At 66.8% G+C, this 21,385-nt stretch carries 23 protein-coding genes; 12 read left to right on the top strand and 11 right to left on the bottom strand.

The window, feature by feature from the left end; genetic code table 11:
• Positions 1-106: 106 nt before the first annotated feature.
• The 4 genes from AB0L57_RS31145 to AB0L57_RS31160 all read left to right on the top strand — a co-directional run bounded on the left by AB0L57_RS31145 (position 107) and on the right by AB0L57_RS31160 (position 3,192).
• A complete protein-coding gene (locus AB0L57_RS31145; RefSeq protein WP_364969869.1) occupies positions 107-592 on the top strand; it encodes a hypothetical protein in 486 nt (161 codons plus the stop codon).
• A 563-nt stretch (positions 593-1,155) separates the two neighbouring features.
• On the top strand, positions 1,156-1,758 hold the full coding sequence (locus AB0L57_RS31150; protein ID WP_364969944.1) for a TetR/AcrR family transcriptional regulator: 603 nt from the start codon (positions 1,156-1,158) through the stop codon (positions 1,756-1,758).
• Positions 1,755-2,624: an alpha/beta hydrolase gene (locus tag AB0L57_RS31155; protein ID WP_364969872.1), complete on the top strand. Its 870-nt coding sequence runs from the start codon at positions 1,755-1,757 to the stop codon at positions 2,622-2,624. The genes AB0L57_RS31150 and AB0L57_RS31155 overlap by 4 nt, the downstream gene beginning before the upstream one ends.
• Positions 2,625-2,784: 160 nt before the next feature.
• Complete coding sequence (locus AB0L57_RS31160) at positions 2,785-3,192, top strand: cupin domain-containing protein (protein ID WP_364969875.1); 408 nt, start codon at positions 2,785-2,787, stop codon at positions 3,190-3,192.
• 62 nt (positions 3,193-3,254) lie between these two features.
• Here AB0L57_RS31160 and AB0L57_RS31165 read toward each other — a convergent pair whose 3' ends face one another.
• On the bottom strand, positions 3,255-3,572 hold the full coding sequence (locus AB0L57_RS31165) for a hypothetical protein (protein WP_364969878.1): 318 nt from the start codon (positions 3,570-3,572) through the stop codon (positions 3,255-3,257).
• Positions 3,572-4,774: a Rieske 2Fe-2S domain-containing protein gene (locus AB0L57_RS31170; protein WP_364969881.1), complete on the bottom strand. Its 1,203-nt coding sequence runs from the start codon at positions 4,772-4,774 to the stop codon at positions 3,572-3,574. The genes AB0L57_RS31165 and AB0L57_RS31170 overlap by 1 nt, the downstream gene beginning before the upstream one ends.
• A 224-nt stretch (positions 4,775-4,998) precedes the next feature.
• Here AB0L57_RS31170 and hsaA point away from each other — a divergent pair, with 224 nt between their 5' ends.
• The 5 genes from hsaA to AB0L57_RS31195 all read left to right on the top strand — a co-directional run bounded on the left by hsaA (position 4,999) and on the right by AB0L57_RS31195 (position 9,292).
• A complete protein-coding gene (gene hsaA / locus AB0L57_RS31175) occupies positions 4,999-6,168 on the top strand; it encodes a 3-hydroxy-9,10-secoandrosta-1,3,5(10)-triene-9,17-dione monooxygenase oxygenase subunit (RefSeq protein WP_364969883.1) in 1,170 nt (389 codons plus the stop codon).
• A complete protein-coding gene (hsaD, locus tag AB0L57_RS31180; protein WP_364969886.1) occupies positions 6,168-7,061 on the top strand; it encodes a 4,5:9,10-diseco-3-hydroxy-5,9,17-trioxoandrosta-1(10),2-diene-4-oate hydrolase in 894 nt (297 codons plus the stop codon). Before hsaA ends, hsaD begins: the two co-directional genes overlap by 1 nt.
• 147 nt (positions 7,062-7,208) lie before the next feature.
• Positions 7,209-8,108, top strand: a complete 900-nt coding sequence (hsaC, locus tag AB0L57_RS31185; RefSeq protein WP_364969888.1) for an iron-dependent extradiol dioxygenase HsaC — start codon at positions 7,209-7,211, stop codon at positions 8,106-8,108.
• A 98-nt stretch (positions 8,109-8,206) separates the two neighbouring features.
• Positions 8,207-8,800 (top strand): 3-hydroxy-9,10-secoandrosta-1,3,5(10)-triene-9,17-dione monooxygenase reductase subunit, encoded by a 594-nt coding sequence (gene hsaB / locus AB0L57_RS31190; RefSeq protein ID WP_364969891.1) that lies wholly within the window; start codon positions 8,207-8,209, stop codon positions 8,798-8,800.
• 243 nt (positions 8,801-9,043) lie between these two features.
• Positions 9,044-9,292 carry a hypothetical protein gene (locus tag AB0L57_RS31195; RefSeq protein ID WP_364969894.1) on the top strand — a complete coding sequence of 83 codons (249 nt, stop codon included), beginning with the start codon at positions 9,044-9,046 and terminating at the stop codon, positions 9,290-9,292.
• A gap of 51 nt (positions 9,293-9,343) precedes the next feature.
• Here the strand turns inward: AB0L57_RS31195 and AB0L57_RS31200 are convergent, their stop codons facing one another.
• A complete protein-coding gene (locus tag AB0L57_RS31200) occupies positions 9,344-9,763 on the bottom strand; it encodes a Scr1 family TA system antitoxin-like transcriptional regulator (RefSeq protein WP_364969897.1) in 420 nt (139 codons plus the stop codon).
• On the opposite strand from AB0L57_RS31200, the gene AB0L57_RS31205 reads away from it, so the two are divergent.
• On the top strand, positions 9,750-10,070 hold the full coding sequence (locus AB0L57_RS31205; RefSeq protein WP_364969900.1) for a hypothetical protein: 321 nt from the start codon (positions 9,750-9,752) through the stop codon (positions 10,068-10,070). The genes AB0L57_RS31200 and AB0L57_RS31205 overlap by 14 nt on opposite strands.
• A gap of 226 nt (positions 10,071-10,296) precedes the next feature.
• On the opposite strand, the gene AB0L57_RS31210 is transcribed toward AB0L57_RS31205, so the two are convergent.
• The 7 genes from AB0L57_RS31210 to AB0L57_RS31240 all read right to left on the bottom strand — a co-directional run bounded on the left by AB0L57_RS31210 (position 10,297) and on the right by AB0L57_RS31240 (position 17,998).
• Entirely contained in the window at positions 10,297-11,550 is a 1,254-nt protein-coding gene (locus AB0L57_RS31210) for an MFS transporter (RefSeq protein WP_364969903.1), read from the bottom strand.
• Between the two features lie 8 nt (positions 11,551-11,558).
• The gene (locus AB0L57_RS31215; protein WP_364969906.1) at positions 11,559-12,026 is read right to left on the bottom strand and encodes a MarR family transcriptional regulator; all 468 of its coding nucleotides are present in this window, start codon (positions 12,024-12,026) and stop codon (positions 11,559-11,561) included.
• A 202-nt stretch (positions 12,027-12,228) separates the two neighbouring features.
• Positions 12,229-13,317 (bottom strand): acyl-CoA dehydrogenase family protein, encoded by a 1,089-nt coding sequence (locus tag AB0L57_RS31220; protein ID WP_364969909.1) that lies wholly within the window; start codon positions 13,315-13,317, stop codon positions 12,229-12,231.
• A 46-nt stretch (positions 13,318-13,363) separates the two neighbouring features.
• Positions 13,364-14,365, bottom strand: a complete 1,002-nt coding sequence (locus tag AB0L57_RS31225) for an acyl-CoA dehydrogenase family protein (protein WP_364969912.1) — start codon at positions 14,363-14,365, stop codon at positions 13,364-13,366.
• 55 nt (positions 14,366-14,420) lie between these two features.
• Positions 14,421-15,551, bottom strand: a complete 1,131-nt coding sequence (locus AB0L57_RS31230; protein WP_364969915.1) for an acyl-CoA dehydrogenase family protein — start codon at positions 15,549-15,551, stop codon at positions 14,421-14,423.
• A complete protein-coding gene (locus AB0L57_RS31235; RefSeq protein ID WP_364969918.1) occupies positions 15,552-16,451 on the bottom strand; it encodes an enoyl-CoA hydratase in 900 nt (299 codons plus the stop codon).
• Positions 16,448-17,998 carry a FadD3 family acyl-CoA ligase gene (locus AB0L57_RS31240; RefSeq protein WP_364969921.1) on the bottom strand — a complete coding sequence of 517 codons (1,551 nt, stop codon included), beginning with the start codon at positions 17,996-17,998 and terminating at the stop codon, positions 16,448-16,450. The genes AB0L57_RS31235 and AB0L57_RS31240 overlap by 4 nt, the downstream gene beginning before the upstream one ends.
• A 147-nt stretch (positions 17,999-18,145) precedes the next feature.
• Between AB0L57_RS31240 and AB0L57_RS31245 the strand changes: the two genes are divergently transcribed.
• Both AB0L57_RS31245 and AB0L57_RS31250 read left to right on the top strand, forming a co-directional pair.
• Positions 18,146-19,405, top strand: a complete 1,260-nt coding sequence (locus AB0L57_RS31245; RefSeq protein WP_364969947.1) for an acyl-CoA dehydrogenase family protein — start codon at positions 18,146-18,148, stop codon at positions 19,403-19,405.
• 32 nt (positions 19,406-19,437) lie between these two features.
• Positions 19,438-20,232: an SDR family oxidoreductase gene (locus AB0L57_RS31250; RefSeq protein WP_364969924.1), complete on the top strand. Its 795-nt coding sequence runs from the start codon at positions 19,438-19,440 to the stop codon at positions 20,230-20,232.
• A 326-nt stretch (positions 20,233-20,558) separates the two neighbouring features.
• Here the strand turns inward: AB0L57_RS31250 and AB0L57_RS31255 are convergent, their stop codons facing one another.
• A complete protein-coding gene (locus tag AB0L57_RS31255) occupies positions 20,559-20,957 on the bottom strand; it encodes a hypothetical protein (protein ID WP_364969927.1) in 399 nt (132 codons plus the stop codon).
• Positions 20,958-21,385 lie beyond the last annotated feature (428 nt).

Below are 21,385 nucleotides of genomic sequence, written 5' to 3' on the forward strand. Positions count from 1 at the left end.
CTCGCCGGGGCGGCCGGGATGATCTGATATCGGTGCGCTTCGCAGGGGTGCGTGGTGCTTCGCAATCGGGATTTCGTCTCTGGTGATGACACTTCGGGAGAATGCTGTGAAGATTCGGACTTTTGTCGGGGCGGCCGCGGCGGCCGTGGCGGTCGCGTGTGCGGGAACCGGTGTGGCCTCGGCCGATCCGTTCGTTGCCGCGAACGGGCCCACGGTGCAGAATCCGGCGGACTATCTGGTCGGTGACACGGTGTATTTCAGTGCGGGATACGCGAATTGCTCGATGCATCCCAACGGTGACGTCGGCTGCGACATCAGTCCCGGGATCGCGAACCTGTGGGGAATTCCGATCACGAATCTGGCGATCGATCTGCCCTTCCTCCCGGCGCATCCGACCTTCGGGCTCACGGGTGCGCTCGGACGTGCCGACAGTCGCTCCATCGGCTCGGGGCCCTCGTCCGACGGCTACGACTACGGCGGCGTCATCAACTACGGCGGTGCGACCTGTAGTGCCGGTGGACGGGGTGCCGTGCAGTGCAACTCGAAGGGGCACAGCTTCAACTTCGGCTGGTCGGGCACCAACCTGACCTGAGTTTTCGGCCTCCGCTTCGCTCCGGCGGGTTTCGCGGCCCCTGAGTCTCGCCGATCGGGCACCGCTGCTTGCTCCTTCGTCGCCTACGCCGCGGCACCCGATCGGCGAGACGGCCGCGAAACCACCCACTGCTTCCATCCCGGGAACGCTTGTGGCGTGCCCGCTCGCCTCGGGTGCGGAGGGCCGCCCTTTCGGGTGGTCGCACCGGCCGGTTCGACAGGTCTTGGTGGGTGAGCGCCGGCGAGCGAGTCTCCCCGTTACCGGGTCCTCGTGGTCTTGGTCAGCTCCGGTGGAGGCGACTTCACGCACTCGCGCCGGGTACGGCACGCCGAAAGCGTTTCCGAGGCAGTTCTCATGGGTGTGCTGGCGGCCGTCTCGCCGTTGGGGTGCCGCTGCGCAAGCGACGAAGGAGCAAGCAGCGGTACCCAACGGCGAGACTCAGGGGCCGCCAACCCCGCCGGAGCGGAGCGGAGGCCAAAAAAACACAGCTTGATACACTCGTGTATCCATCTGTCGAGGGAGAGGATCCGGGTGTGGCATCTCTCGACGCCGGGGAACCTCGAATGACCAAGCGGCGGGCCGAGACCCGGCAGCGGTTGCTGGATGCGGCGTTCGACGCGTTCGCGGAGGAGGGGTTCGGGCGGTGCACGGTCGAGCAGATCTGTGAGCGGGCCGGATTCACCCGGGGTGCGTTCTACTCCAATTTCACCTCGCTCGAGGAGTTGTTCCTCGACATGTGGGAGGTGCGCTCGGGGCAGATGCTGCGGGAAGTGAGCGGTGTCCTGGAATCGGGGACCGATGTCGCGGAGCGTGATCTGCGCGCCGGAGTGGAACAGGTGCTGCGCGCGGTTCCCCTGGACGACAAGTGGTTTCGCATCACCGCCGAGTTCACCGCGCACGCTCTGCGCAATCCGCCGCTGCGCCGGGTGATGGTCGCCCGCGAGAACGCCATCGTCGCCGCTCTGCTGCCTGTTCTGGAGGCTCTGCTGGCACGCGTCGGCCGCACCGTCACCGATCGTGAGGGGCTGGGCCGCGCTGTGGTCGCCGTACACGACGGCACTGCCACCCAGTGTCTCCTGGAACCCGGCAGCACCACCGCCTGGGACCAGCGGGTCACGCTGTTCACCCAGGTCGCCATGGCCTACAGCGTGCCGGCCTCCCGGTGACTCGAATCGGAGGTGAACTGATCACCGTCGGGCGGGATCGGGTTCACCTGTGTCGTGGTGGGGATTCGAGCGCGCGTGCGGTGATCCTGGTTCACGGGTTCGGTGGATCGCTGCACTGGTTCGAGCGGGTCTCGCCGGTGCTGGCGACGGCCGGATATCAGCCGATTCGGATCGATCTGCGCGGGCACGGGCGTACCGCTGTCCCGGCGCGCGATCGTAGGTCCTCGCTGGTCGCAGACCTCGGCGGGCCTGCTCAGGGACGCATGATCGCCGATCTGCTCGACGCCCTCGATCTGGAGGACGCTGTGGTCGTGGGGCATTCCTTCGGCGCCGACGCGGCCTTGGCGGCAGCCGGGCAGTCCGCGCGGGTCGGTGCGGTCGGGATCATCGATCAGGCCCCCGATTACAGCTACGCGAGGTTTCCGAGCGGCGATGCGGCACTGGCGAATCCGAGTCTCGGCCCCCTGCTGCATCGGCTGGCGGTCCCGCCGTTCGTGCGCATCGGCCTGCGCTACGCGGTGGCCCCCGGATTCGATCTCCGCACCGCCTTCGCCGACCCGGATCAGGCTGTCCTCGACTATCGGATGATGAATCCTGCTGTGGCACAGGCCGTCGTCACCGAACGGCGCCGGCGCCTGGCCGCCGACCCGCTGGATGCGCAGCTGCGTCGCCTCGCCCTGCCCGCACAGGTCGTGCACGGCACCGCGGATCGCTTCTACGACTGGGAACTCACCGCGCGGCGGTATCGCGACGCCGGCGCGCGGGTCGACATCATCGAGGGCGCGGGGCATTCGCCGAATGTGGAACGCCCCGAGCGGGTCGCCGAACTACTCGACGAGTTTCTTCGCTCGACGAACCCCGCCTGACCGGTCTCGGCCGCACCGCCGGGACCGGTGGGCCTGTCGTACCCTGATGCGCACATCGCCGTCCGACTTCGGTCCGCCGCCGGTACAGGCGACAAGCCGCCGCAGGCTGTGATCGGCGGTACGGCGCCGTTCGCGCATACGAGCTTCGGAGGAAACGACTGTGACCGATCGTCCCGCCCTGGCGGAAGCACTGGACCTGCAACCCCATCCCGAGGGCGGGTGGTTCCGTGAAACCTGGCGCAGTCCGGTCGAATTCGAGCCAGAGGGCTACGACGGCCCGCGCTCGTGCGCGACCGCCATCAACTTTCTGCTGTTGCCACACGAGCGTTCCGCTCCCCACACCGTCGCCTCCGACGAGATCTGGCTGTGGCAGCGCGGCGGCCCGCTCCTGCTGAACATCGGCGGTGAAGAGGTGACCCTCGGACCGGAAGTCGAAGGGGGACAACTACTTCAGGCCGTGGTCCCGGCGGGCGTCAGCCAGGCGGCGCGTCCGGCGGGCGACGATTACGTGTTGGTGAGCTGCGTCGTCGCGCCGGGTTTCGACTTCGCCGATTTCCGGCTGGACTGAGAGCCGAAACGCGGCGGGCCCGCACGTCCGGGAAGGACGTGCGGGCCCGCGAGTGCGTCGGCTCATTCGTCGACGGCGAGAATGCCCTCATCGATCGCGTACTGGATCGACTTCTCGAGGTCCGGGCAGGGATCCGGTTTACCCGGCCCGGCCAGCTTCGCGAAGACCGGACAGCGTTGCGCCGGACTCTCCGTCCACTGCATCGAACGCTGATGCGTCGACGCCTTGCGCACCAGAACCTCCACGCCGCAGGCACGGCAGGCCACCGGCGTCAGGCCGTCTTCGAGATAGCGCTGCTTGTCGACGACCGTCTGGGCGCGCACCTGTTCCCGGCGTTCCGGACGGTCCGCGAAATCGGGTGCTTTGGCCCAGGCGACCATCAGGCACCCGCCTCCTGCTTGACCGCTTGCTCTTCTTCGGCCTTCCGCCGCAGATTCTCCGCGACCTCGGCCTCCCAGTGCTCGTTGGCCTTGGTGGTGTCGACCTCGAATTCGAAGCGCTGCACCATCTTCGGATCGATATCGTCGACATCCACGTAGAACTGGTCGTACCAGCGACGCAGCTGGTAGACCGGGCCGTCCTCCTCGCAGAGCAGCGGATTGTCGATCTTGGACTTGTGCTTCCAGATCTCCACGTCCTGCAGGAAGCCGTCACCGAAGAACTCGGCCATGCTGTTGGCCAGCTTCATCGCGGTGTCGTTGTCGATGCCCTTGGGAATCTCGACCGACAGCCCGTACTGCAGCACGAACGAATCCTGCGACACCGGGTAGTGGCAGTTGATCAGCTGAACCTTGATCTCGTACCCACCGTAGAGATTGGTCAGCGGATTGATCATGTAGGACGGACCGAAGTAGGAGGCCTCCGACTTCAGCAGCGTCTCCCCGCCGTACTTGGCGGCCATGCCGATGTCCGGCCGGCCCTTGGTCTCGAGGAACTGCGTGGCCACATGGCCTTCGAAGACGTTCTTGAAGTACGTCGGGAAGGCGAAGTGGATGTAGAAGAAGTGGGCCATGTCCACCACGTTGTCGACGATCTCGCGGCAGTTCGCGCCCTCGATCAGCATGGTGTTCCAGGTCCACGGCGTCCAGCCGCCGTTGAGCTCCTCGGACGGCTTGCCCTCGGCGTCGGTGTACGGACCCTCGATATAGGGGATGGTGACCTCGTCCGGCGGCGGATTGCCCTCGTGGTCGTGCCACACGAACAGCTGTCCGTTGCGCTCGAGGGTGGTCCACGCGCGCGTCCGTGCCAGCGGCGGCACCCGGCGGGCGTACGGGATCGAGGTGCAGCGGCCGTTGCCGCCCCAGCGCCAGTCGTGGAACGGGCAGGCGATGGAGTCGCCCTTGACCTCGCCCATGCTGAGATCTCCGCCGAGGTGGCGGCAGTAGGCGTCGAGCACCTTGAGCTCGTTGTCGCTGTTGGCCCACACCACGAGTTTGGTGCCGAACGCCTCCACGGCATGCGGCTTGCCGTCGCGGAACGTCTCGGTCAGGCCCAGGCAATGCCAGCCCCGCGCATACCGCGTCGGCGTCGCGCCGACGTCGATCTCGCGGACCTTCGAGCCCCGCTGTGCGGTCTCTGCCATCGTCATCCCTCCTCTGGAAGTACTAGAACACGTTACAAAATTGAGCGGCCCAGCGCCAGCTATTCTGCGGACTACCAGGCAAAGGGCTTCGTTGTGGGACAATGAACACCCGTTCTCGACATAAATAAGAACGTGTTCTAGTCTCAAGACAAGTATCGGTTCCGCTGAACGGTTGCGGCTGATACCTCCGTTCAGATTTCGACCAGGCAGGAGCAGCCACCGAGATGACGCAAGAAGTGACCGAACGGGTCGAAGCGCTGTTGCCTAAGCTGCGCGAACAAGCGCAGGAGGCAGAGGATCTGCGCCGCATCCCCGACGAGACCATGAAGGCGCTACAGGAAACCGGTTTCTTCAAGCTGCTGCAGCCGCGCCAATGGGGCGGCTACGCGTGCGATCCGGTCATCTTCTACGACACCGTGCGCAAGATCGCCAGCGCCTGTGGTTCGACGGGCTGGGTGTCGGGCATCATCGGCGTCCACAACTGGCATCTGGCCCTGTTCAGCCAGCAGACCCAGGAAGAGGTCTGGGGCGAGGACCCGCAGGTTCGCATCTCCTCCTCCTATGCCCCGATGGGCGCCGGCGTGGTGACCGAGAGCGGCGACGGCTACCTCGTCAACGGTTCGTGGGCCTGGTCCTCGGGCAGCGACCACGCGAGCTGGACCTTCGTCGGCGGTCCGGTGATCAAGGACGGCAAGCCGGTCGATTTCGGCAGCTTCCTGGTTCCGCGCACCGACTACCGCATCGACGATGTGTGGAATGTGGTGGGCCTCAAGGGCACCGGCTCCAACACCCTGGTGCTGGAGAACGTCTTCGTGCCGCGGCACCGTTTCCTGAGCTACAAGGCCATGAACGATCTGACCGCGCCGGGTCTGCAGGAGAACACCGATCCGGTCTACAAGATGCCGTGGGGCACCATCCATCCCACCACCATCTCGGCCCCGATCGTGGGTATGGCCTACGGTGCGCTCGAGGCGCACGTGGAGCATCAGGGCAAGCGTCTGCGCGCCGCCTACGCCGGTGAGAAGGCCAAGGACGACCCGTTCGCCAAGGTTCGCATCGCCGAGGCGTCCAGCGATATCGACGCCGCCTGGCGGCAGCTGTCGGGCAATGTCGCCGACGAGTACGCGCTGCTGGTCGCGGGCGAGGAGATCCCGTTCGAACTACGCGTGGCCGCGCGCCGCGATCAGGTCCGCGCCACCGGCCGGGCCATCGCCTCGATCGACAAGATGTTCGAGAGCTCGGGTGCGACCGCACTCGCCAACGGCACTCCGCTGCAACGGTTCTGGCGTGACGCCCACGCCGGCCGGGTGCACGCTGCCAATGATCCCGAGCGCGCCTACACCATGTACGGCACGCACGCCTTCGGTATGCCGGTCACCGACGGGATGGTGTGATGACCACCGTCTCATCGGATTCGGCCACGCTGACCTACGAATCGACCTCCAAGTTCGCGCAGGTGCGGCCCGATCTGAAGCTGCACTACCACGAGGCGGGGGTCGGCAACGGCCCCACCGTGGTGCTGCTGCACGGCGGCGGCCCGGGCGCTTCGTCCTGGTCGAACTTCGCCAAGAACATTCCGGTGCTGGCCCGCGACCACCACGTGCTGGCCGTCGATCAGCCCGGCTTCGGGCAGTCGGACAAGCCGGTCGATCATCCGCAGTACTTCGTGCACAGCGCCTCGGCGCTGAAAGATCTACTCGATACCCTCGGCATCACCGATCGCGTTCACCTGCTGGGCAATTCGCTCGGTGGCGGCGCGGCGGTGCGGTTCGCGCTGGACTACCCGGATCGTGCCGGCAAGCTCGTGCTGATGGGCCCGGGCGGGCTGAGCACCAATCTGTTCGCGCCGGATCCGACCGAGGGCGTCAAGGCGCTGGGCAAGTTCAATGTCGAGCCCACCCGCGACAACCTGGAGAAGTTCCTGCGGATCATGGTCTTCGACCAGTCGCTGATCACGCCCGAACTGCTCGACGATCGGTTCGCTTCGGCCAGTACCCCCGAATCGCTCGCGGCGACCCGTGCGATGGGGAAGTCCTTCGCGAGCGCCGATTTCGAGAAGGGCATGCTGTGGCGCGAGGCCTACAAGCTGCGTCAGCCGGTCCTGCTGATCTGGGGTCGTGAGGACCGCGTCAACCCGCTCGACGGTGCGCTGGTGGCGCTCAAGACCATTCCGCGCGCGCAGCTGCACGTGTTCGGTGGTTGCGGGCATTGGGCGCAGCTGGAAAAGTTCGACGAGTTCAACCGGCTGGCAGTCGATTTCATCTCCGGAGTGAAGGAGCCACGATGACCTGCACTCGCGAAACCGGTTGTCGGGCCGACCGGGTGCGGGTGTCCCGCAAGACACTGAAGGAGGCACGATGACCTACACTCGCGAAACCGGTTGTCGGGCCGACCGGGTGCGGGTGTCCCGCAAGACACTGAAGGGTGTTGCTCGATGAGTATTCGTACGCTCGGTTACATGCGCATCGAGGCGACCGATATGGCCGCCTGGCGCGAGTACGGGCTCAAGGTGCTCGGCATGATGGAAGGCGAGGGTCCCAACCCCGACGCCCTCTACCTGCGCATGGACGATTTTCCGGCGCGTCTGATGATCGTTCCCGGCGAACAGGACCGGTTGCAGGTCTCGGGCTGGGAGGTCACCGACGCGCCTGGGCTGCAACAGCTTCGGGAGACCCTCACCAAGGCCGATGTGGCCTTCGAGGAGGGCACCAAGGACGAGCTCGCGGAGCGCCGCGTCGAGGGCATGATCCGGTTCCGGGATCCGGGCGGCAACACCCTCGAAGCGTTCTACGGTGCGCAGTACCTGGCCCGGCGGTTCGTGAGCCCCTACGGGCACAAGTTCGTCACCGCCGAGCAGGGCCTCGGCCATGTGGTGCTGACCTGTGACGACGATGCCGCCGCGCAGGCGTTCTACCAGGACATCCTGGGCTTCCGGCTGCGTGACTCGATGCGGCTGCCACCGCAGATCGTCGGCCGCCCGGCCGACGGCGATCCGGCTTGGTTGCGCTTCTACGGCTGCAATCCGCGCCATCACGCGCTGGCGTTCCTGCCGCTGCCGAATCCGACCGGCATCGTGCATCTGATGGTCGAGGTGGAGAACTCCGACGATGTCGGGCTGTGTCTGGATCGCGCCAATCGCAAGAAGGTCAAGATGTCGGCCACCCTCGGTCGCCACATCAACGACAAGATGCTGTCGTTCTATATGAAGACGCCCGGCGGATTCGATATCGAATTCGGCTGTGAGGGTTTGGAAGTCGATGATCACTCCTGGATCGCGCGGGAATCGACCGCGGTGAGCCTGTGGGGCCACGACTTCTCGGTGGGATTCAAGTAGCGGCAGCGAGCGTAGCGACGCGGCCGGAGGCGGCAGCCTGCGTAACCACGCCAGGCCGCCGCGCAGGTCGCCATCAAACACAGCGAGAGGGCGACGACATGACCACGACCGGCGAGCAACCCGAGATCGACGGCCGGCAGTTCCGGAATGTGCTGGGGCAGTTCTGTACCGGCATCACGGTGATCACCACCTTCGGTCAACCCGAGGACGGCACCGCGGCCGCGCCGATCGGTTTCGCCTGTCAGTCCTTCGCCGCCCTCTCCCTCGATCCGCCCCTGGTGCTGTTCTGCCCCACCAAGGGGTCGCGCTCCTGGGCCGCGATCGAGCAGTCGGGCCGCTTCGCGGTCAATGTCCTCGCCGAGGAACAACAGCCGGTGTGTGCCCGCTTCGGTTCTCGCGAACCCGATAAGTTCGCCGGAATCGACTGGCACACTTCAGAACTGGGACTTCCGGTCCTGGGCGACGCGCTGGCCACGATCCAGTGCACGGTGGACAGCGTCGTCGACGGCGGCGATCACTACATCGTGATCGGCCGGGTGCTGGCCCTGTCGGAGTCCACCGACTCCGGCAGGCCGCTGTTGTTCTATCGCGGGCAGTACACCGCGATCGAACCGGAAAAGACCACCCCGGCGCCGTGGCGCGCCGACCTCGAACACTTCCTCACGACCACGACGCTGGACACCTGGTTGTAGCGCCGAACACTTGACGAGGGCGGTCACCTTTCGAGGTGGCCGCCCTCGTGTGTCGATTCCCTACCCGTGACCGCGGTCAGCTGAACGGGCTGGAGTGCTCTCGGTGCCCTCGCCGCGGTCCGCACCCGCCCCCGATTCGTCTCGGTCATGCGCCCCGCGGTACGCGTGCCGGGGACCGAGTCGGGTAGGAAACAAGAGCCGCTTGGGGGCGGCCCGCAACGCTCTGGTGGGTAGGCTCAGCCGGTGACTCCGGAAGAAGAATTAACGGAAATGATGGCTGAGTTCGCCAAAATCCATGAGGGCCTCAACACGCTCGGTGCTTGTCTGGGAGATTTGAATTCCGGGATTCTCGGTCAGCTCGACGAAGTAGGCCGAAAGCTCGACCAGCTCGCCACCGATCCGGCCTCTGGCCCCGATTTCGATTCGGTGGAGTCGAAGATAGACGAGGTTCTGAGCCTCGTCCGTGAGCAGAATTCAGACCTGGGGCGATAACCCTCCAGGTGGGAGCGTTGGTTCGTCTCACAACTTTGGCGATGCCCGCGATCAGGCCCGTCCTTCCAGTGCCTTGCGTATCAGATCTCGTGCCCGGTCACCCGTGACGGATCGGCCGGCGAGTGTGTCGAACGCGCGGCGATACAGCTGTATCTCTCGCGGCTGGGTGACTTTCAGCTCGGCTGTGATCGCTTCCACCAGCACCATCCGGTCATCGAACATCACGAAGTTGGTTGCTGGAGTCAGCCATTCGGAGTTGGCCGGTACGACGCCGAGCAGCACTCGTGGTAGTCCGATGACTGACTGCGCAGATGCGGCGAGAAGCTGATGAATTCTTCGGTACCGAGGATCGTATCGGCGACGAACTGTGACCTCGGTGCCGCGCCACCCGTCCGGAGTTCTCGACACCTGCGCATACCTCGACCTGGCGGAGCTGGATCCGGATTCCCTCCCTGCCGTGCCCGAACTCACCGCGATAACGATGGCCGAACTCAGTCAAGGGGTGGCCATGGCGAAGGACCCGCCCACAAGGACCATTCGATCGGAACAGCTGGGTGCGGCAATCCGGGATTTCGACGCGCTGCCGTTCGATGAGCAGGCTGCCATCCGATACGGGACGCTCGTTGCTCTCGTACTGGTCGGGAAGAGAAATCCGCGTCCTCGTCGGATGGACCTGCAGATTGCCGCGATAGCCTCGGCGCGCGGTCTGCCGCTGTACACCCGCAACGTCGATGACTTCAAGGGACTGGACAGCATGTTGGAGATCATCGAAGTCTGATTCGGTCTGGCGGCAGAGCACGTCGCAATCCTCGGCACCGCAATCTCGGCCGGTGGGTGACGAGACAAAAGCCGGAATCCGCTCCGCGGGGTTCGCGGACCGGATTCCGGCTCGCCGCCGTTGTGGTCAGAGAAGGGGTACCGCAACGGAGGGTGTCATCCGTGTCGACGGGGTGGGTCGTTCACCGATGACCGGGTGCTCCCGCCGGTGAGCGGGAGCAGGTCGTTCAGTCGTCGCCGACGGTGATCGCCTCGGCTTCGGCCGCGCTGTGGGGTTCGGGGTCGTGGTCGTCGACATGGGCCAGGACCGAGCGACCGGCCAGCAGTACCACCACGCCGACCGCGGTACAGGCCGCGCCGACCCAGAACGGCAGAGCCATCTGGCGTTCGCCGAGCTTGCCGGCCAGGTACGGAGCGGCCGCGCCGCCGACGAACCGGACGAAGCTGTAGGCGGCCGAGGCGGTGGCGCGCTCCACGGGGGCGGAGATCATGACGGCCTCGGTGATCAGGGTGTTGTTCACCCCCAGGAACAGTCCGGCCAGAACGGTGCCGACGATGAGGACCGGCTTGTGATCGGCCCAGATCGCCATCACCGCGAGGTCGGCGGCGAACAGGGCGAGCGCGGTCGCGATCATCGGCACGGTGCCGAACATGCGCTGCAGACGCGGAGCGATGAAGACCGATGCCAGTGCCAGCAGCAGACCCCAGCCGAAGAAGATGAACCCGATCGAATAGGTGCCCATGTTCAGCGGGAACGGGGTGTAGGCCAGCAGGGTGAAGAAGCCGTAGTTGTAGAGCAGCGCGGTGATGCTCACCAGTAGCAGGCCGCGATGCCGTAATGCCTTGAAGGGAGCCAGGATCGAGGTGTGCTGCGCGGGTTTCGGCATATCGGGCAGCATCACGATGATCGCGATGAAGGCCACGGCCATCAGGACCGCGACGCCGAAGAACGGTGCGCGCCAGCTGAATCCGCCGAGGAAGCCGCCGACCAGGGGGCCGGCCGCGATACCGATACCCAGCGCCGCCTCGTAGAGGATGATGGCACGGGCGACACCGCCGGTGGCCGCACCCACGATGGTGGCCAGTGCGGTCGCGATGAACAGCGCATTGCCCAGACCCCAACCGGCACGGAAGCCGACGATCTGTCCGACCGTGCCCGAGCAGCCCGCCAGCGCGGCGAAGACGACGATGATGGCCAGACCGGCGAGCAGCGTCTTCTTGGCGCCGAAGCGGCTGGACACCACACCGGTGATCAACATCGCCACGCCGGTGACCAGCATGTAGCTGGTGAACAACAAGGTCACCTGGGACGGTGAGGCGTGTAGTTGTTCACCGATCGGCTTCAAGATCGGGTCGACCAGACCGATGCCCATGAAGGCGATGACCGATGCGAAAGCTACTGCCCAGACCGATGTGGGCTGCTTGGTCTTCGTAGTGGTCGTCGCCTCGGATACGGCCGGCGATGCGAGGGTGCTACTCATCGACGCTCCTAAATCGAGACTTCCTGGGGTACAGCTGATTTCAGGGCTTCGAGCAGATCGGTCAGCTCGTTCTCGAGGTGGCTGAGGCGGTCGATATCGAAGTCGGGCAACCGGGCCGCGAGGGCGGTGCCGAACGCGCGGCGGGACGCGGACAATTCCGCGCGTCCCGCCGGCGTCAGCTCGACGACCACGGCTCTGGAGTCGTCGGGGTCCTTGGTGCGTGCGACGAATCCGGCGGATGTCAGTCGCCCGATCAGCGCCGTTGCCGAGGGCTGGGAGCATCCGTCGAGATGCGCGAACTCGCTGATTCGCAGCGGTCCGTGCTCTTCGAGGGTGGACAGTGCTCGCACCAGTGCACGCGGAAGGGCTTTGGTGCCCAGCGTGCCGGCAAGTCGAGTGAGCCGCGCCGCGGTGACGGCGATGTCGACCATGAGCGCCTCCGGAGTGGGGGCGATGGGCGACTCGTTCGACTGCACGTCAATTATGTTACTTAAGCTAACTATGTATGTACATAGCCTAACTATATATTTTTGGAGTGAGCTCACTCACGTCGATGAACCCGCAGGTAAGGAGGGGTGCGACGAGCGGCAGGCGGCACGGTGGGCGTCGTGCGAGGACGAGAATGGCCCCGCGTCCCGTGGACGCGGGGCCATTCTCGGCGCCGATAGCGCGCAGCGGTCAGGCAGGGCGAGCGAGCGGCCGCCCGGGCATACCGAACAGTTCGGCGTCGCCGTGGGCGCGCTTGAAGAACAGGTGCGCGTCGTGCTCCCAGGTGATGGCGATGCCGCCGTGCATCTGCACCATTTCCGATACCACCGAGCGGAACGTCTGCGAGCAGTGGATTCGCGCCGACTCGAGATCGAGGGTCGTCTCGCCGGTCACCGGGCGGTCCAGATCCGCGATCGCGGCGTAGGCGGCCGAGCGTGCCGACTCCACCAGCACGTACATATCGGCCATCCGGTGCTTGAGCGCCTGGAAACTGCCGATGGGGCGACCGAACTGCACCCGCGACTTGCTGTACTCGACGGTCGTCTCGAGGCACTGTTCGGCCGCTCCGACCTGCTCGGCCGCCAGGGCAGCCCAGGCGACAGCACGCAACCGGGCGGTGATCGCGGCCGGATCGGATCCGATCCGGGTGGCCTCGGCACCGTCGAAGGTGACGGTGCTCAGCCGACGGGTGGGATCCATCGTCCGCGTGACGGTGCGCGTGACTCCCGTTGCGGTGGCATCGATTTCGTAGAGCCCGGCATCGGTGACCACGATCAGGGTGTCGGCATTCGCACCGTCGAGGACGTGGTGCGCGGTGCCGTTCACTGTGTCGTTCTCGGCCCGCACGCCGAATCCCGCCGGACGTCGTGTCGCGGCACCCGGTGCCGCCCAGCCGTTTTCGCCGGCCCAGCACACCGCGAGCGTGCGGGAACCCTCGGCGACCTCCGGCAGCAGTCGCTGGGCGGCGTCGGTGTCAGCACCGGCGAGGACGGCCTGCACGCCGAGGACCGCCGAGCCGAGCATCGGCGGATTGTGCAGCGTGCGGCCGAGTTCCTCGACCACGACCAGTGCGGTGTCGAGTTCCGCGCCGATGCCGCCGAACTCCTCCGGAATCGCCAGTGCGGCCACGCCGACCTGCTCACACAGCAGCTGCCAGAGCCGCTCGTCGTAACCGGAATCGCTGTCGATCGCGCGTCGCAGTGCGGCACTGTCACCGTGTTTGGTGAGGACCGCGCGCACGGTATTCGCCAGCTCCCGCAGTTCCGCGTTGTCGGTCATCGCCGTACTCCCGTCCGGATGTCGTGCCGGTGTGGTGCCGAGTGGATCATGCCTCGCCACCAGGCGAGCGCAGCGCCGCGGCGACCCGGGCGCGATGGAAATCGGCCGTGCCCCAAGCCGACCGGAGTGCGGTCGCCTTGGTGATCCAGAGCGACAGATCGCATTCGGCGGTGTAGCCGATCGCGCCGTGCACCTGCAGCGCGATGCGCGCGGTCCGGTACGCGGCATCGGCACAGGCGACCTTGGCCGCCGAGACATCGCGGGCCCGATCGGCGGTCCCGAAGGTCAGCGCCGCGCGGTGCAGCAGGGGCTCGGCCATGTCGAGGCCGATCTTCGCATCGGCCAGATGATGTTTGATGGCCTGGTAGCGACCGATCGGCTGGCCGAACTGCCGGCGCTGGATCACGTAGGCGACGCTGGTGTCGAGCATCGCCTTACCCGCGCCCAGCAGCTGCGCCGCCACCGCGAGAGCACCGGCGTCGAAGGCGGCCGCCGCGGCGGCGCGCACCGAATCACCCTGTGCCACCAGCTCGTCGGCGCTCAGCGAGTACAGACGCCGGGCGGCGTCCACGGATTCGATCCGGTCGCCGGGGCGTGCGGTGTAGAGGCCGTCGTCGTCCACCAGCAGGACGACATCGGCGCTATCGGCATCCACCGCCGGGGTCTGCGGGGACAGCGCGATCGTGCCCAGCGCGCCGCCCTCGGCGATCCCCGGCAGCCAGCGCTGTGCCGGACCGGAATCGTCGAGCGCCTGCAACAGGGCGGGAATCACCGCGGCGGTCTCGACCAGCGGTCCCGGGACGGCGGCGCGGCCGAATTCCTGGGCGGCGACCACCAGGTCGATGGTCTCCGCGCCCATTCCGTCGAATTCCTCGGCGACGGCCAGGCCCAGCGCACCGGCGCCGGCGAGCTGGCGGATCAGCGCCCGGCCGCCGTCGGCGTCGCCTTCACCCCAGGCGCGGATGGCCGCGGGCGTGCTCGCCGCATCGCACATCTTGCGCAGACTGCCGGCGAAGTCGCGTTGTTCGGAGGACAGTGCAAATCTCATCGATGGGTCCATTCGGAGGTACGGCGCGGGGTCTCGGGGTGGCGCACGGCGGGGCTCACCGCGGCAGGCCGAGCAGGCGCTCGGCGACGATATTGCGCTGGATCTCGTTGGTACCGGCGTAGATCGGACCGGCCAGCGAGAACAGGTAGCCGTCGGTCCAGGCGCCGGCCTGCTCGGCGGCGGCGCCCAGCAGATCCAGTGCGGTCTCGTGCATGGCGATGTCGAGTTCGGACCAGAACACCTTGTTGATCGACGATTCCGCGCCCAGCTTGCCGCCTTCCGACAGCCGGGTCACCGTGCCGAAAGTGTTGAGGCGGTAGGCCTCCGCACCGATCCACGCGTCGACCACCTGGTTGCGGACCGCGGTGTCGGCCGGATCGGCGGTCTCGCGCCACAACTCGATGAGCCGGGCGGCGGTGGCGTTGAAGCGGCCGGGGCTGCGCAGCGACAGACCACGCTCGTTACTCGAGGTGCTCATCGCGACGCGCCAGCCCGCACCCGGTTCGCCGATCACGTCCCGGTCCGGGACGAAGACGTTGTCCAGGAAGATCTCCGCGAAGCCGGGTTCGCCGTCGAGCTGCGGGATCGGGCGCACGGTCACGCCCTCGGCGGTCAGCGGGAACATCACGTAGGTGAGGCCCTTGTGCCGTTCCGCTTCCGGATCGCTGCGGAACAGGCCGAATGCCCAGTCCGCGAACGACGCCCGCGAACTCCAGGTCTTCTGCCCGTTGAGGATCCAGCCGCCCTCGGTACGTGTGGCGCTCGACCGGATACCGGCGAGGTCGCTACCGGCCTCCGGCTCCGACCAGGCCTGCGCCCAGATGTCGTCGGCGCGAGCCATTCTCGGCAGGATGCGCTCGAGCTGCTCCGGGGTGCCGTGCTCGAACAGGGTCGGCGCCAGCAGGAAGATGCCGTTCTGGCTCACCCGGCCGGGCGCACCGGCGGCGTAGTACTCCTGCTCGAACAGCACCCATTCCAGCAGCGAGGCGTCGCGGCCGCCGTATTCGCGCTGCCACGACACCACCGACAACCGGGCGTCGGCGAGGGTGTGCTCCCAGGCGCGATGAGCCTCGAAGCCCTCGCGGGTGTCCATCGAGGGCAGCGGTTCGGCGGGGACATCGGCCCGCAGGAATTCCCGTACCTCGAGCTGGAATTGCGCTGCGGCCGAATCGAGTTCGAGATCCATCTATCTACCGTTCTGTTCTGCGCTGGTGGTGGCGGTGGCCTTCATCGACTTGGCGTCCATACCGCCCAGCGAATCGGTGCCGACTTCGGCATTGTGGGCGTGCGCGAAATGGTGCAGTCCGAAGACCGAATCCATTCCGGCGCGCATTCCCATCAGGTCCTCGCACTGGTTGACGGCCTTCTTGGTCAGCGCCAGCCCGAATTGCGGCATGGTGGCGATCTTCTCGGCCAGTTCCAGCGTGTGCGATTCCAGTTCGGCGCGCGGGACGACCCGGTTGACCATGCCCCATTCATAGGCCTGCTCCGCGCTGAAGCGGTCGCCGGTGAACAGGACCTCCTTGGCTCGGCGCGGCCCCAGCACCCAGGGATGCGCGAAATACTCCACACCCGGAATGCCCATGCGCACCACGGGATCGGAGAAGAACGCGTCCTCGGAGGCGACGATCATGTCGCACACCCAGGCCAGCATCATCGCGCCCGCGATACAGGCGCCCTGCACCATCGCGATGGTGGGCTTGGGAAGTTCGCGCCAGCGGCGGCACATCCCGAGGTACACCTCGAGCTCGCGAGCGAAGCGCTGATCGCCACCGGGGCGGTCGACGTGGTCCCACCACAACGCGGCCTTGTTGTCGTAGCTGATGTGATGGTCGCGCCCCGGGGTGCCGATGTCGTGGCCGGCGCTGAAGTGCTTTCCGTTGCCCGCCAGCACGATCACCGTGACCTCGGCGTCGGCGACCGCGCGTTCGAAGGCGGCGTCGAGGGCATAGGTCATCACCGAGTTCTGCGCATTGCGGTAGTCCGGCCGGTTCATCGTGACGACGGCGATCGGCCCGCGCCGCTCATAGGTGACGACCTCACCCTCGTCCGGAACCGGTCCGGGGGACGCAGTGGGTGTGGTCACGAGATCTCCTCACGTAATTGCCGCTTGAGAACCTTCCCGGCGGCGCTGTAGGGCAACTGATCCCGGAATTCCACGAATCGCGGCACCTTGAAGTTGGCCAGAGTCTGTTTCGCGTAGGCGATCACGTCCTCGGCCTCGATCGCCGCGCCGTTGCGGCGCACGATGTAGACCTTGCCGACCTCACCCATCCGTTCGTCGGGCACGCCGATCACCGCGGACTCGGCGACGCCGTCCAGGCGTGCGAGGGCCTGTTCGATCTCCGCCGGATACACATTGAATCCACCGGAGATGTACATGTCCTTGAGCCGGTCGGTGATCTCGAGATATCCGCGCTCGTCGAGGATTCCGACATCGCCGGTGTGCAGCCAGCCCTCGGCATCGATGGTCTTGGCGGTGGACTCGGGATCGTCGAGATATCCGACCATCACATTCGGCCCGCGCAGCAGCACCTCGCCGTGATCGCCGATCCGCACCTCGAATCCGGCCATCGCCTTACCGGAGGTGTTGGCGATGGTCTCCGGATCGTCGTCGGGTAGGCACATGGTGCCGAAGCCGGAGGATTCCGAGAGCCCGTAGGCGGTGACCACGACCTCGAATTGCAGTTCGCTGCGCATTCTTTCGACCAGCACCACCGGCACGGTCGCCGCACCCGTCACCGCGACCCGCAGACTGCTCAGGTCGAAATCGGCGCGGGCGGGATGTTCGAGGATGGTCTGGTAGATCGTCGGCGGACCGGTCAGGACGGTGATGGCCTGTTCCTGCACCATCCGCATCGTCTGCGGCACATCGAAAGTCGCCTGCGGGACGATGGTGGCGCCGGTGACGACGCAGGCCAGAATGGCCGCCTTGTAGCCGAAGTTGTGGAAGAACGGCGGGATCACCAGATAGCGGTCGGAGCTGTCGAGTGTGGACCGTTGCGTCCATGCCCGCACCACATCGAGCGCCTGCCGGTGCGCGACCAGGGTGCCTTTGCTGCGCCCGGTGGTGCCGGAGGTGAACAGGATGTCGGCGATATCGTCCGGCTCGACCGACTCCGCCCGCGCGACGACCTGCTCGACCGGAACGGTCGCGGCGAGTTCGGCCAGCTTCGACCACGCGATGGCGTCGTCGTAATGGGTGGCCTCGCCTTCGGCCGGTATGACGATCACGGTGTCGACCTTGAGGCCCGGTGCCGCGGCCCGCAGTTCGGACAGCCGCTGCCGGCCCAGGAACGGATCGGCGATGAACAGTGCCTTCGCGTTCACCCGGCCGATCACATCGGCGGCCTCGTCGGCGACATAGCGGGTGTTCAGCGGCACGATGGCGGCGCCGACGTAGTGCGAGGCCAGTGCGGCCACCACCCAGTGCCAGGTGTTGGGCGCCCAGAGCGCGACGCGGTCACCGCGTTCGATTCCGCATGCCAGCAGTGCCCCGGCAGCCTGGCGCACCTCGTCGAGTAGTTGCACCCAGCTCAGGTGCGTCTCGCCGTCGCTGAGCGCGGGCGCGTCGCCGTGGATGCGCGCGGCTTCGTGCAGGGCGAGGGGAGTGGTCTGCGCAGGGGTCGTCACATCGTCCTCGTCTTCTACCAGCTCGTGACGGATCGATACCGGCGTCTCCGGTTGCTGACGGCTCGATCCTGTCGATTGCTTCGCTCCGCAGAGCTCTCCGCCCTACAAAGCAAGTGCTTGGTAGGTTACTCTACCGGAGTGAGTGCAATCCAGACCCCCGACTCCGCCACCGGCGCGGATGCCTCCGGTACGGAAACTACAGCTGACCGGGAATTCCGTACCGAAGTGCGCGAATGGCTGGCCGAGAACCTGAACGGACAGTTCCGCGAGCTGCGCGGGCTCGGTGGACCCGGAAGTGAGCACGAGGCCTTCGACGAGCGACTCGAGTGGGACCGCCACCTCGCCGCCGCCGGGCTCACCTGTCTCGGCTGGCCGGTGGAATACGGCGGCCGTGCGGCCACCCTGCGCCAGCAGGTGATCTTCCACGAGGAGTACGCGGGCGCCGACGCCCCGGCGCGCGTATCGCACCTGGGGGAGGAGCTGCTCGGCCCGACCCTGCTCGCCTTCGGCACCGAGGAGCAGAAACAACGCTTCCTGCCCGGCATCCGCTCGGTCACCGAACTATGGTGTCAGGGATATTCCGAGCCCGGGGCCGGTTCGGATCTGGCGAATGTCTCGACCACCGCCCGCCTCGACGGCGACGAGTGGTCGATCAACGGCCAGAAGATCTGGACCTCGCTGGCACACCTGTCCGACTGGTGTTTCGTCATCGCCCGCACCGAACCCGGTTCGACCCGCCATCACGGCCTGTCCTACCTCCTGGTGCCGATGAATCAGCCCGGTATCGAGGTGCGGCCCATCATCCAGCTCACCGGCACCGCCGAATTCAACGAGGTCTTCTTCGACGATGCGCGCACCGCCGCCGATCTGGTGGTCGGCAAGCCAGGCGAGGGCTGGGGCGTCGCGATGGGCACGCTGACCTTCGAACGCGGTATCTCGACCGTGGGTCAGCAGATCCGCTTCGCCCGCGAGCTGTCGAATCTGGAAGCGGTCGCGAAAGCCAATGGCGCCCTGGAGGATCCGGCGCTGGCCGAGCGGATCGATCAGGCGTGGGTCGGGCTGCGGGTGCTGCGCGCGCACGCCCTGCGGACGCTGGAATCGGCGCACGACAACATCGATGCCCGCACCGCCGCGGGACAGGCCTCGGTCTCGAAGTTGTTGTGGGCCAACTGGCATCGCGGCCTCGGTGAGCTGGCCATGGACGTACTCGGCGCCGAAGGGCTGATCGCACGTAATCCCGTCGGCGGCAGCGGTTCCCCCCTCGACCCGCATCCAGCCGACGACCTGAACCAGTGGCAGCGCCTCTACCTGTTCACCCGCGCCGACACCATCTACGGCGGCTCGAACGAGGTGCAGCGCAACATCATCTCCGAACGCGTACTCGGCCTTCCTCGCGAAGCCCGCTGACCGCGGCACACCACATCTCGAAAGGACCTACAGTGCCTGATCTCTCGGTTCCGCCCCAGCCGATCACCGGCCACGGACTGCTGGCCGGTCGCGCCGCGGTGATCACCGCGGCCGCCGGTACCGGTATCGGCTCGGCCACCGCGCACCGCCTGCTTTCCGAGGGTGCCGATGTCGTCGTCTCGGACTGGCACGAGCGCCGGTTGAAGCAGACCGAGGAGGAACTCGCCGCCGAATTCCCCGATCGCAAGGTGGCCTCGGTGGTCTGCGATGTGACCAGCACCGAACAGGTCGACGAACTGGTCCGCGCCGCCGCGGAACGGCTGGGCCGGATCGACATCATGGTCAACAACGCCGGGCTGGGCGGGGAGACCCCGGTCGTCGACATGACCGACGAGCAGTGGGACCGCGTCCTCGACATCACCCTGAACGGCACCTTCCGCTGCACCCGTGCGGTGCTGAATTACTTCCGCGGCGCCGGCCACGGCGGTGTGGTCGTCAACAACGCCAGCGTGCTGGGCTGGCGGGCTCAGCACGGCCAGGCGCACTACGCCGCGGCCAAGGCCGGTGTCATGGCACTGACCCGCTGCAGTGCGGTCGAGGCCGCCGAGCTGGGGGTACGGATCAACGCCGTCGCACCGAGCATCGCTCGCCACCCCTTCCTGGACAAGGTCAGCTCCACCGAACTGCTCGATCGCCTCGCCGCCGGGGAAGCCTTCGGCCGCGCCGCCGAGCCGTGGGAGGTCGCAGCCACGATCGCCATGCTGGCCAGTGACTACACCACCTACCTCACCGGCGAGGTGGTCTCCATCAGCAGCCAGCGCGCCTGAGGCTGTATTTTCTGCGTCGGCTCCGCCGACGCGGGTTTCGGCCCTTTGGGCCTCGATTCTTCCCTTCTCCGCTCCTCCGCTTCGCTCCTCCGCTCCGGCAGTCCAGAATCGAGGCGGGCCGAAACCCACCCGGGGGCACCGTCCCGAGACGTTGACCGCATCGGGTTCGGTTGTATTCGCCGGGTGGGTTCACCACGGTCCTATCGCTCGATAACGCGGCGGCGCATGCGGTCGCGAAGCCTGTCGTGGCGATCAGGGTGAGGCAGTGTGCGCTGCCGCGCACTGTGCCGCGTGCGAGTAGGGGGCCTTCGGGGTGCGCTGCGTGGTCACCACGGCCCGATCGCGTACTCGAGCAGGGCGAGTAGCAACGCGGCGGCGCATGCGGTCGCGAAGCCTGTCGCGGCGATCAGGGTGAGACAGCGTGCGCTGCCGCGTACCGCGCCGCGCGCATGCAGGAATCCGGCGAGGGCACCCGCGAGCGCCAGCGGGAAGACACCGCCGACCACGAGGTAGAACACCGATGCCAGTGCCGCGTTGAGGGCATCGCCCACGCCGCGGGCGTAGCCGTCGAACGGGATCGGGAACCGATAGACGCTCGCCACGAGCCCCGCGGCGACGGGTGCCCAGCAGATCGTCACGAGGGCGCCCCACAGCACCGCCACCCAGATATCCGGACCGGCCTGACGAGACCTGTCCCAGGTCACGTCACGATCGCTCAACCCCATGATCGACCTCGCACATCCGTCCGGTCGAGATTCCGTATGACGGTCGAATGCTACAGCGAACGCCCTGGTCATCGCATTCGCCGCACATCGTCTCCCCGGCAATCCTCCATCGGTCCACCTTGAAAGGGTGACCGTGCGCCCCGAAGGTGACTGTGCGCTCCGAAGGTGACCGTGCGCTCCGAAGGTGACCGTGCGCTCCGAAGGTGACCGTGCCCTCCGAAGGTGACTGTGCGCCCCCAAGGTGACCCGGCCACCCAAGGTGACCACGCACGCTGAAAGCGTTTCCGGGGTAGTACTACCCGTGTGGGTTCGCGGCCGTCTCGCCGTTCGGGTGCCGCTGCGCAAGCGACGAAGGAGCAAGCAGCGGCACCCGAACGGCGAGACTCAGGGGCCGCCAACCCCGCCGGAGCGAAGCGAAGGCCAAAAAT

The sequence above is a fragment of the Nocardia sp. NPDC052254 genome, assembly GCF_040679495.1.
GTDB lineage: Bacteria > Actinomycetota > Actinomycetes > Mycobacteriales > Mycobacteriaceae > Nocardia.

Coding starts and splice junctions, on each gene's coding strand:
- AB0L57_RS31210 (WP_364969903.1), bottom strand. CDS start 11,550: ATGAGTAGCACCCTCGCATCGCCGGCCGTATCCGAGGCGACGACCACT.
- AB0L57_RS31225 (WP_364969912.1), bottom strand. CDS start 14,365: ATGAGATTTGCACTGTCCTCCGAACAACGCGACTTCGCCGGCAGTCTG.
- AB0L57_RS31150 (WP_364969944.1), top strand. CDS start 1,156: ATGACCAAGCGGCGGGCCGAGACCCGGCAGCGGTTGCTGGATGCGGCG.
- hsaD (WP_364969886.1), top strand. CDS start 6,168: ATGACCACCGTCTCATCGGATTCGGCCACGCTGACCTACGAATCGACC.
- hsaA (WP_364969883.1), top strand. CDS start 4,999: ATGACGCAAGAAGTGACCGAACGGGTCGAAGCGCTGTTGCCTAAGCTG.
- AB0L57_RS31230 (WP_364969915.1), bottom strand. CDS start 15,551: ATGGATCTCGAACTCGATTCGGCCGCAGCGCAATTCCAGCTCGAGGTA.
- AB0L57_RS31220 (WP_364969909.1), bottom strand. CDS start 13,317: ATGACCGACAACGCGGAACTGCGGGAGCTGGCGAATACCGTGCGCGCG.
- AB0L57_RS31255 (WP_364969927.1), bottom strand. CDS start 20,957: ATGGGGTTGAGCGATCGTGACGTGACCTGGGACAGGTCTCGTCAGGCC.
- AB0L57_RS31165 (WP_364969878.1), bottom strand. CDS start 3,572: ATGGTCGCCTGGGCCAAAGCACCCGATTTCGCGGACCGTCCGGAACGC.
- AB0L57_RS31170 (WP_364969881.1), bottom strand. CDS start 4,774: ATGGCAGAGACCGCACAGCGGGGCTCGAAGGTCCGCGAGATCGACGTC.
- hsaC (WP_364969888.1), top strand. CDS start 7,209: ATGAGTATTCGTACGCTCGGTTACATGCGCATCGAGGCGACCGATATG.
- hsaB (WP_364969891.1), top strand. CDS start 8,207: ATGACCACGACCGGCGAGCAACCCGAGATCGACGGCCGGCAGTTCCGG.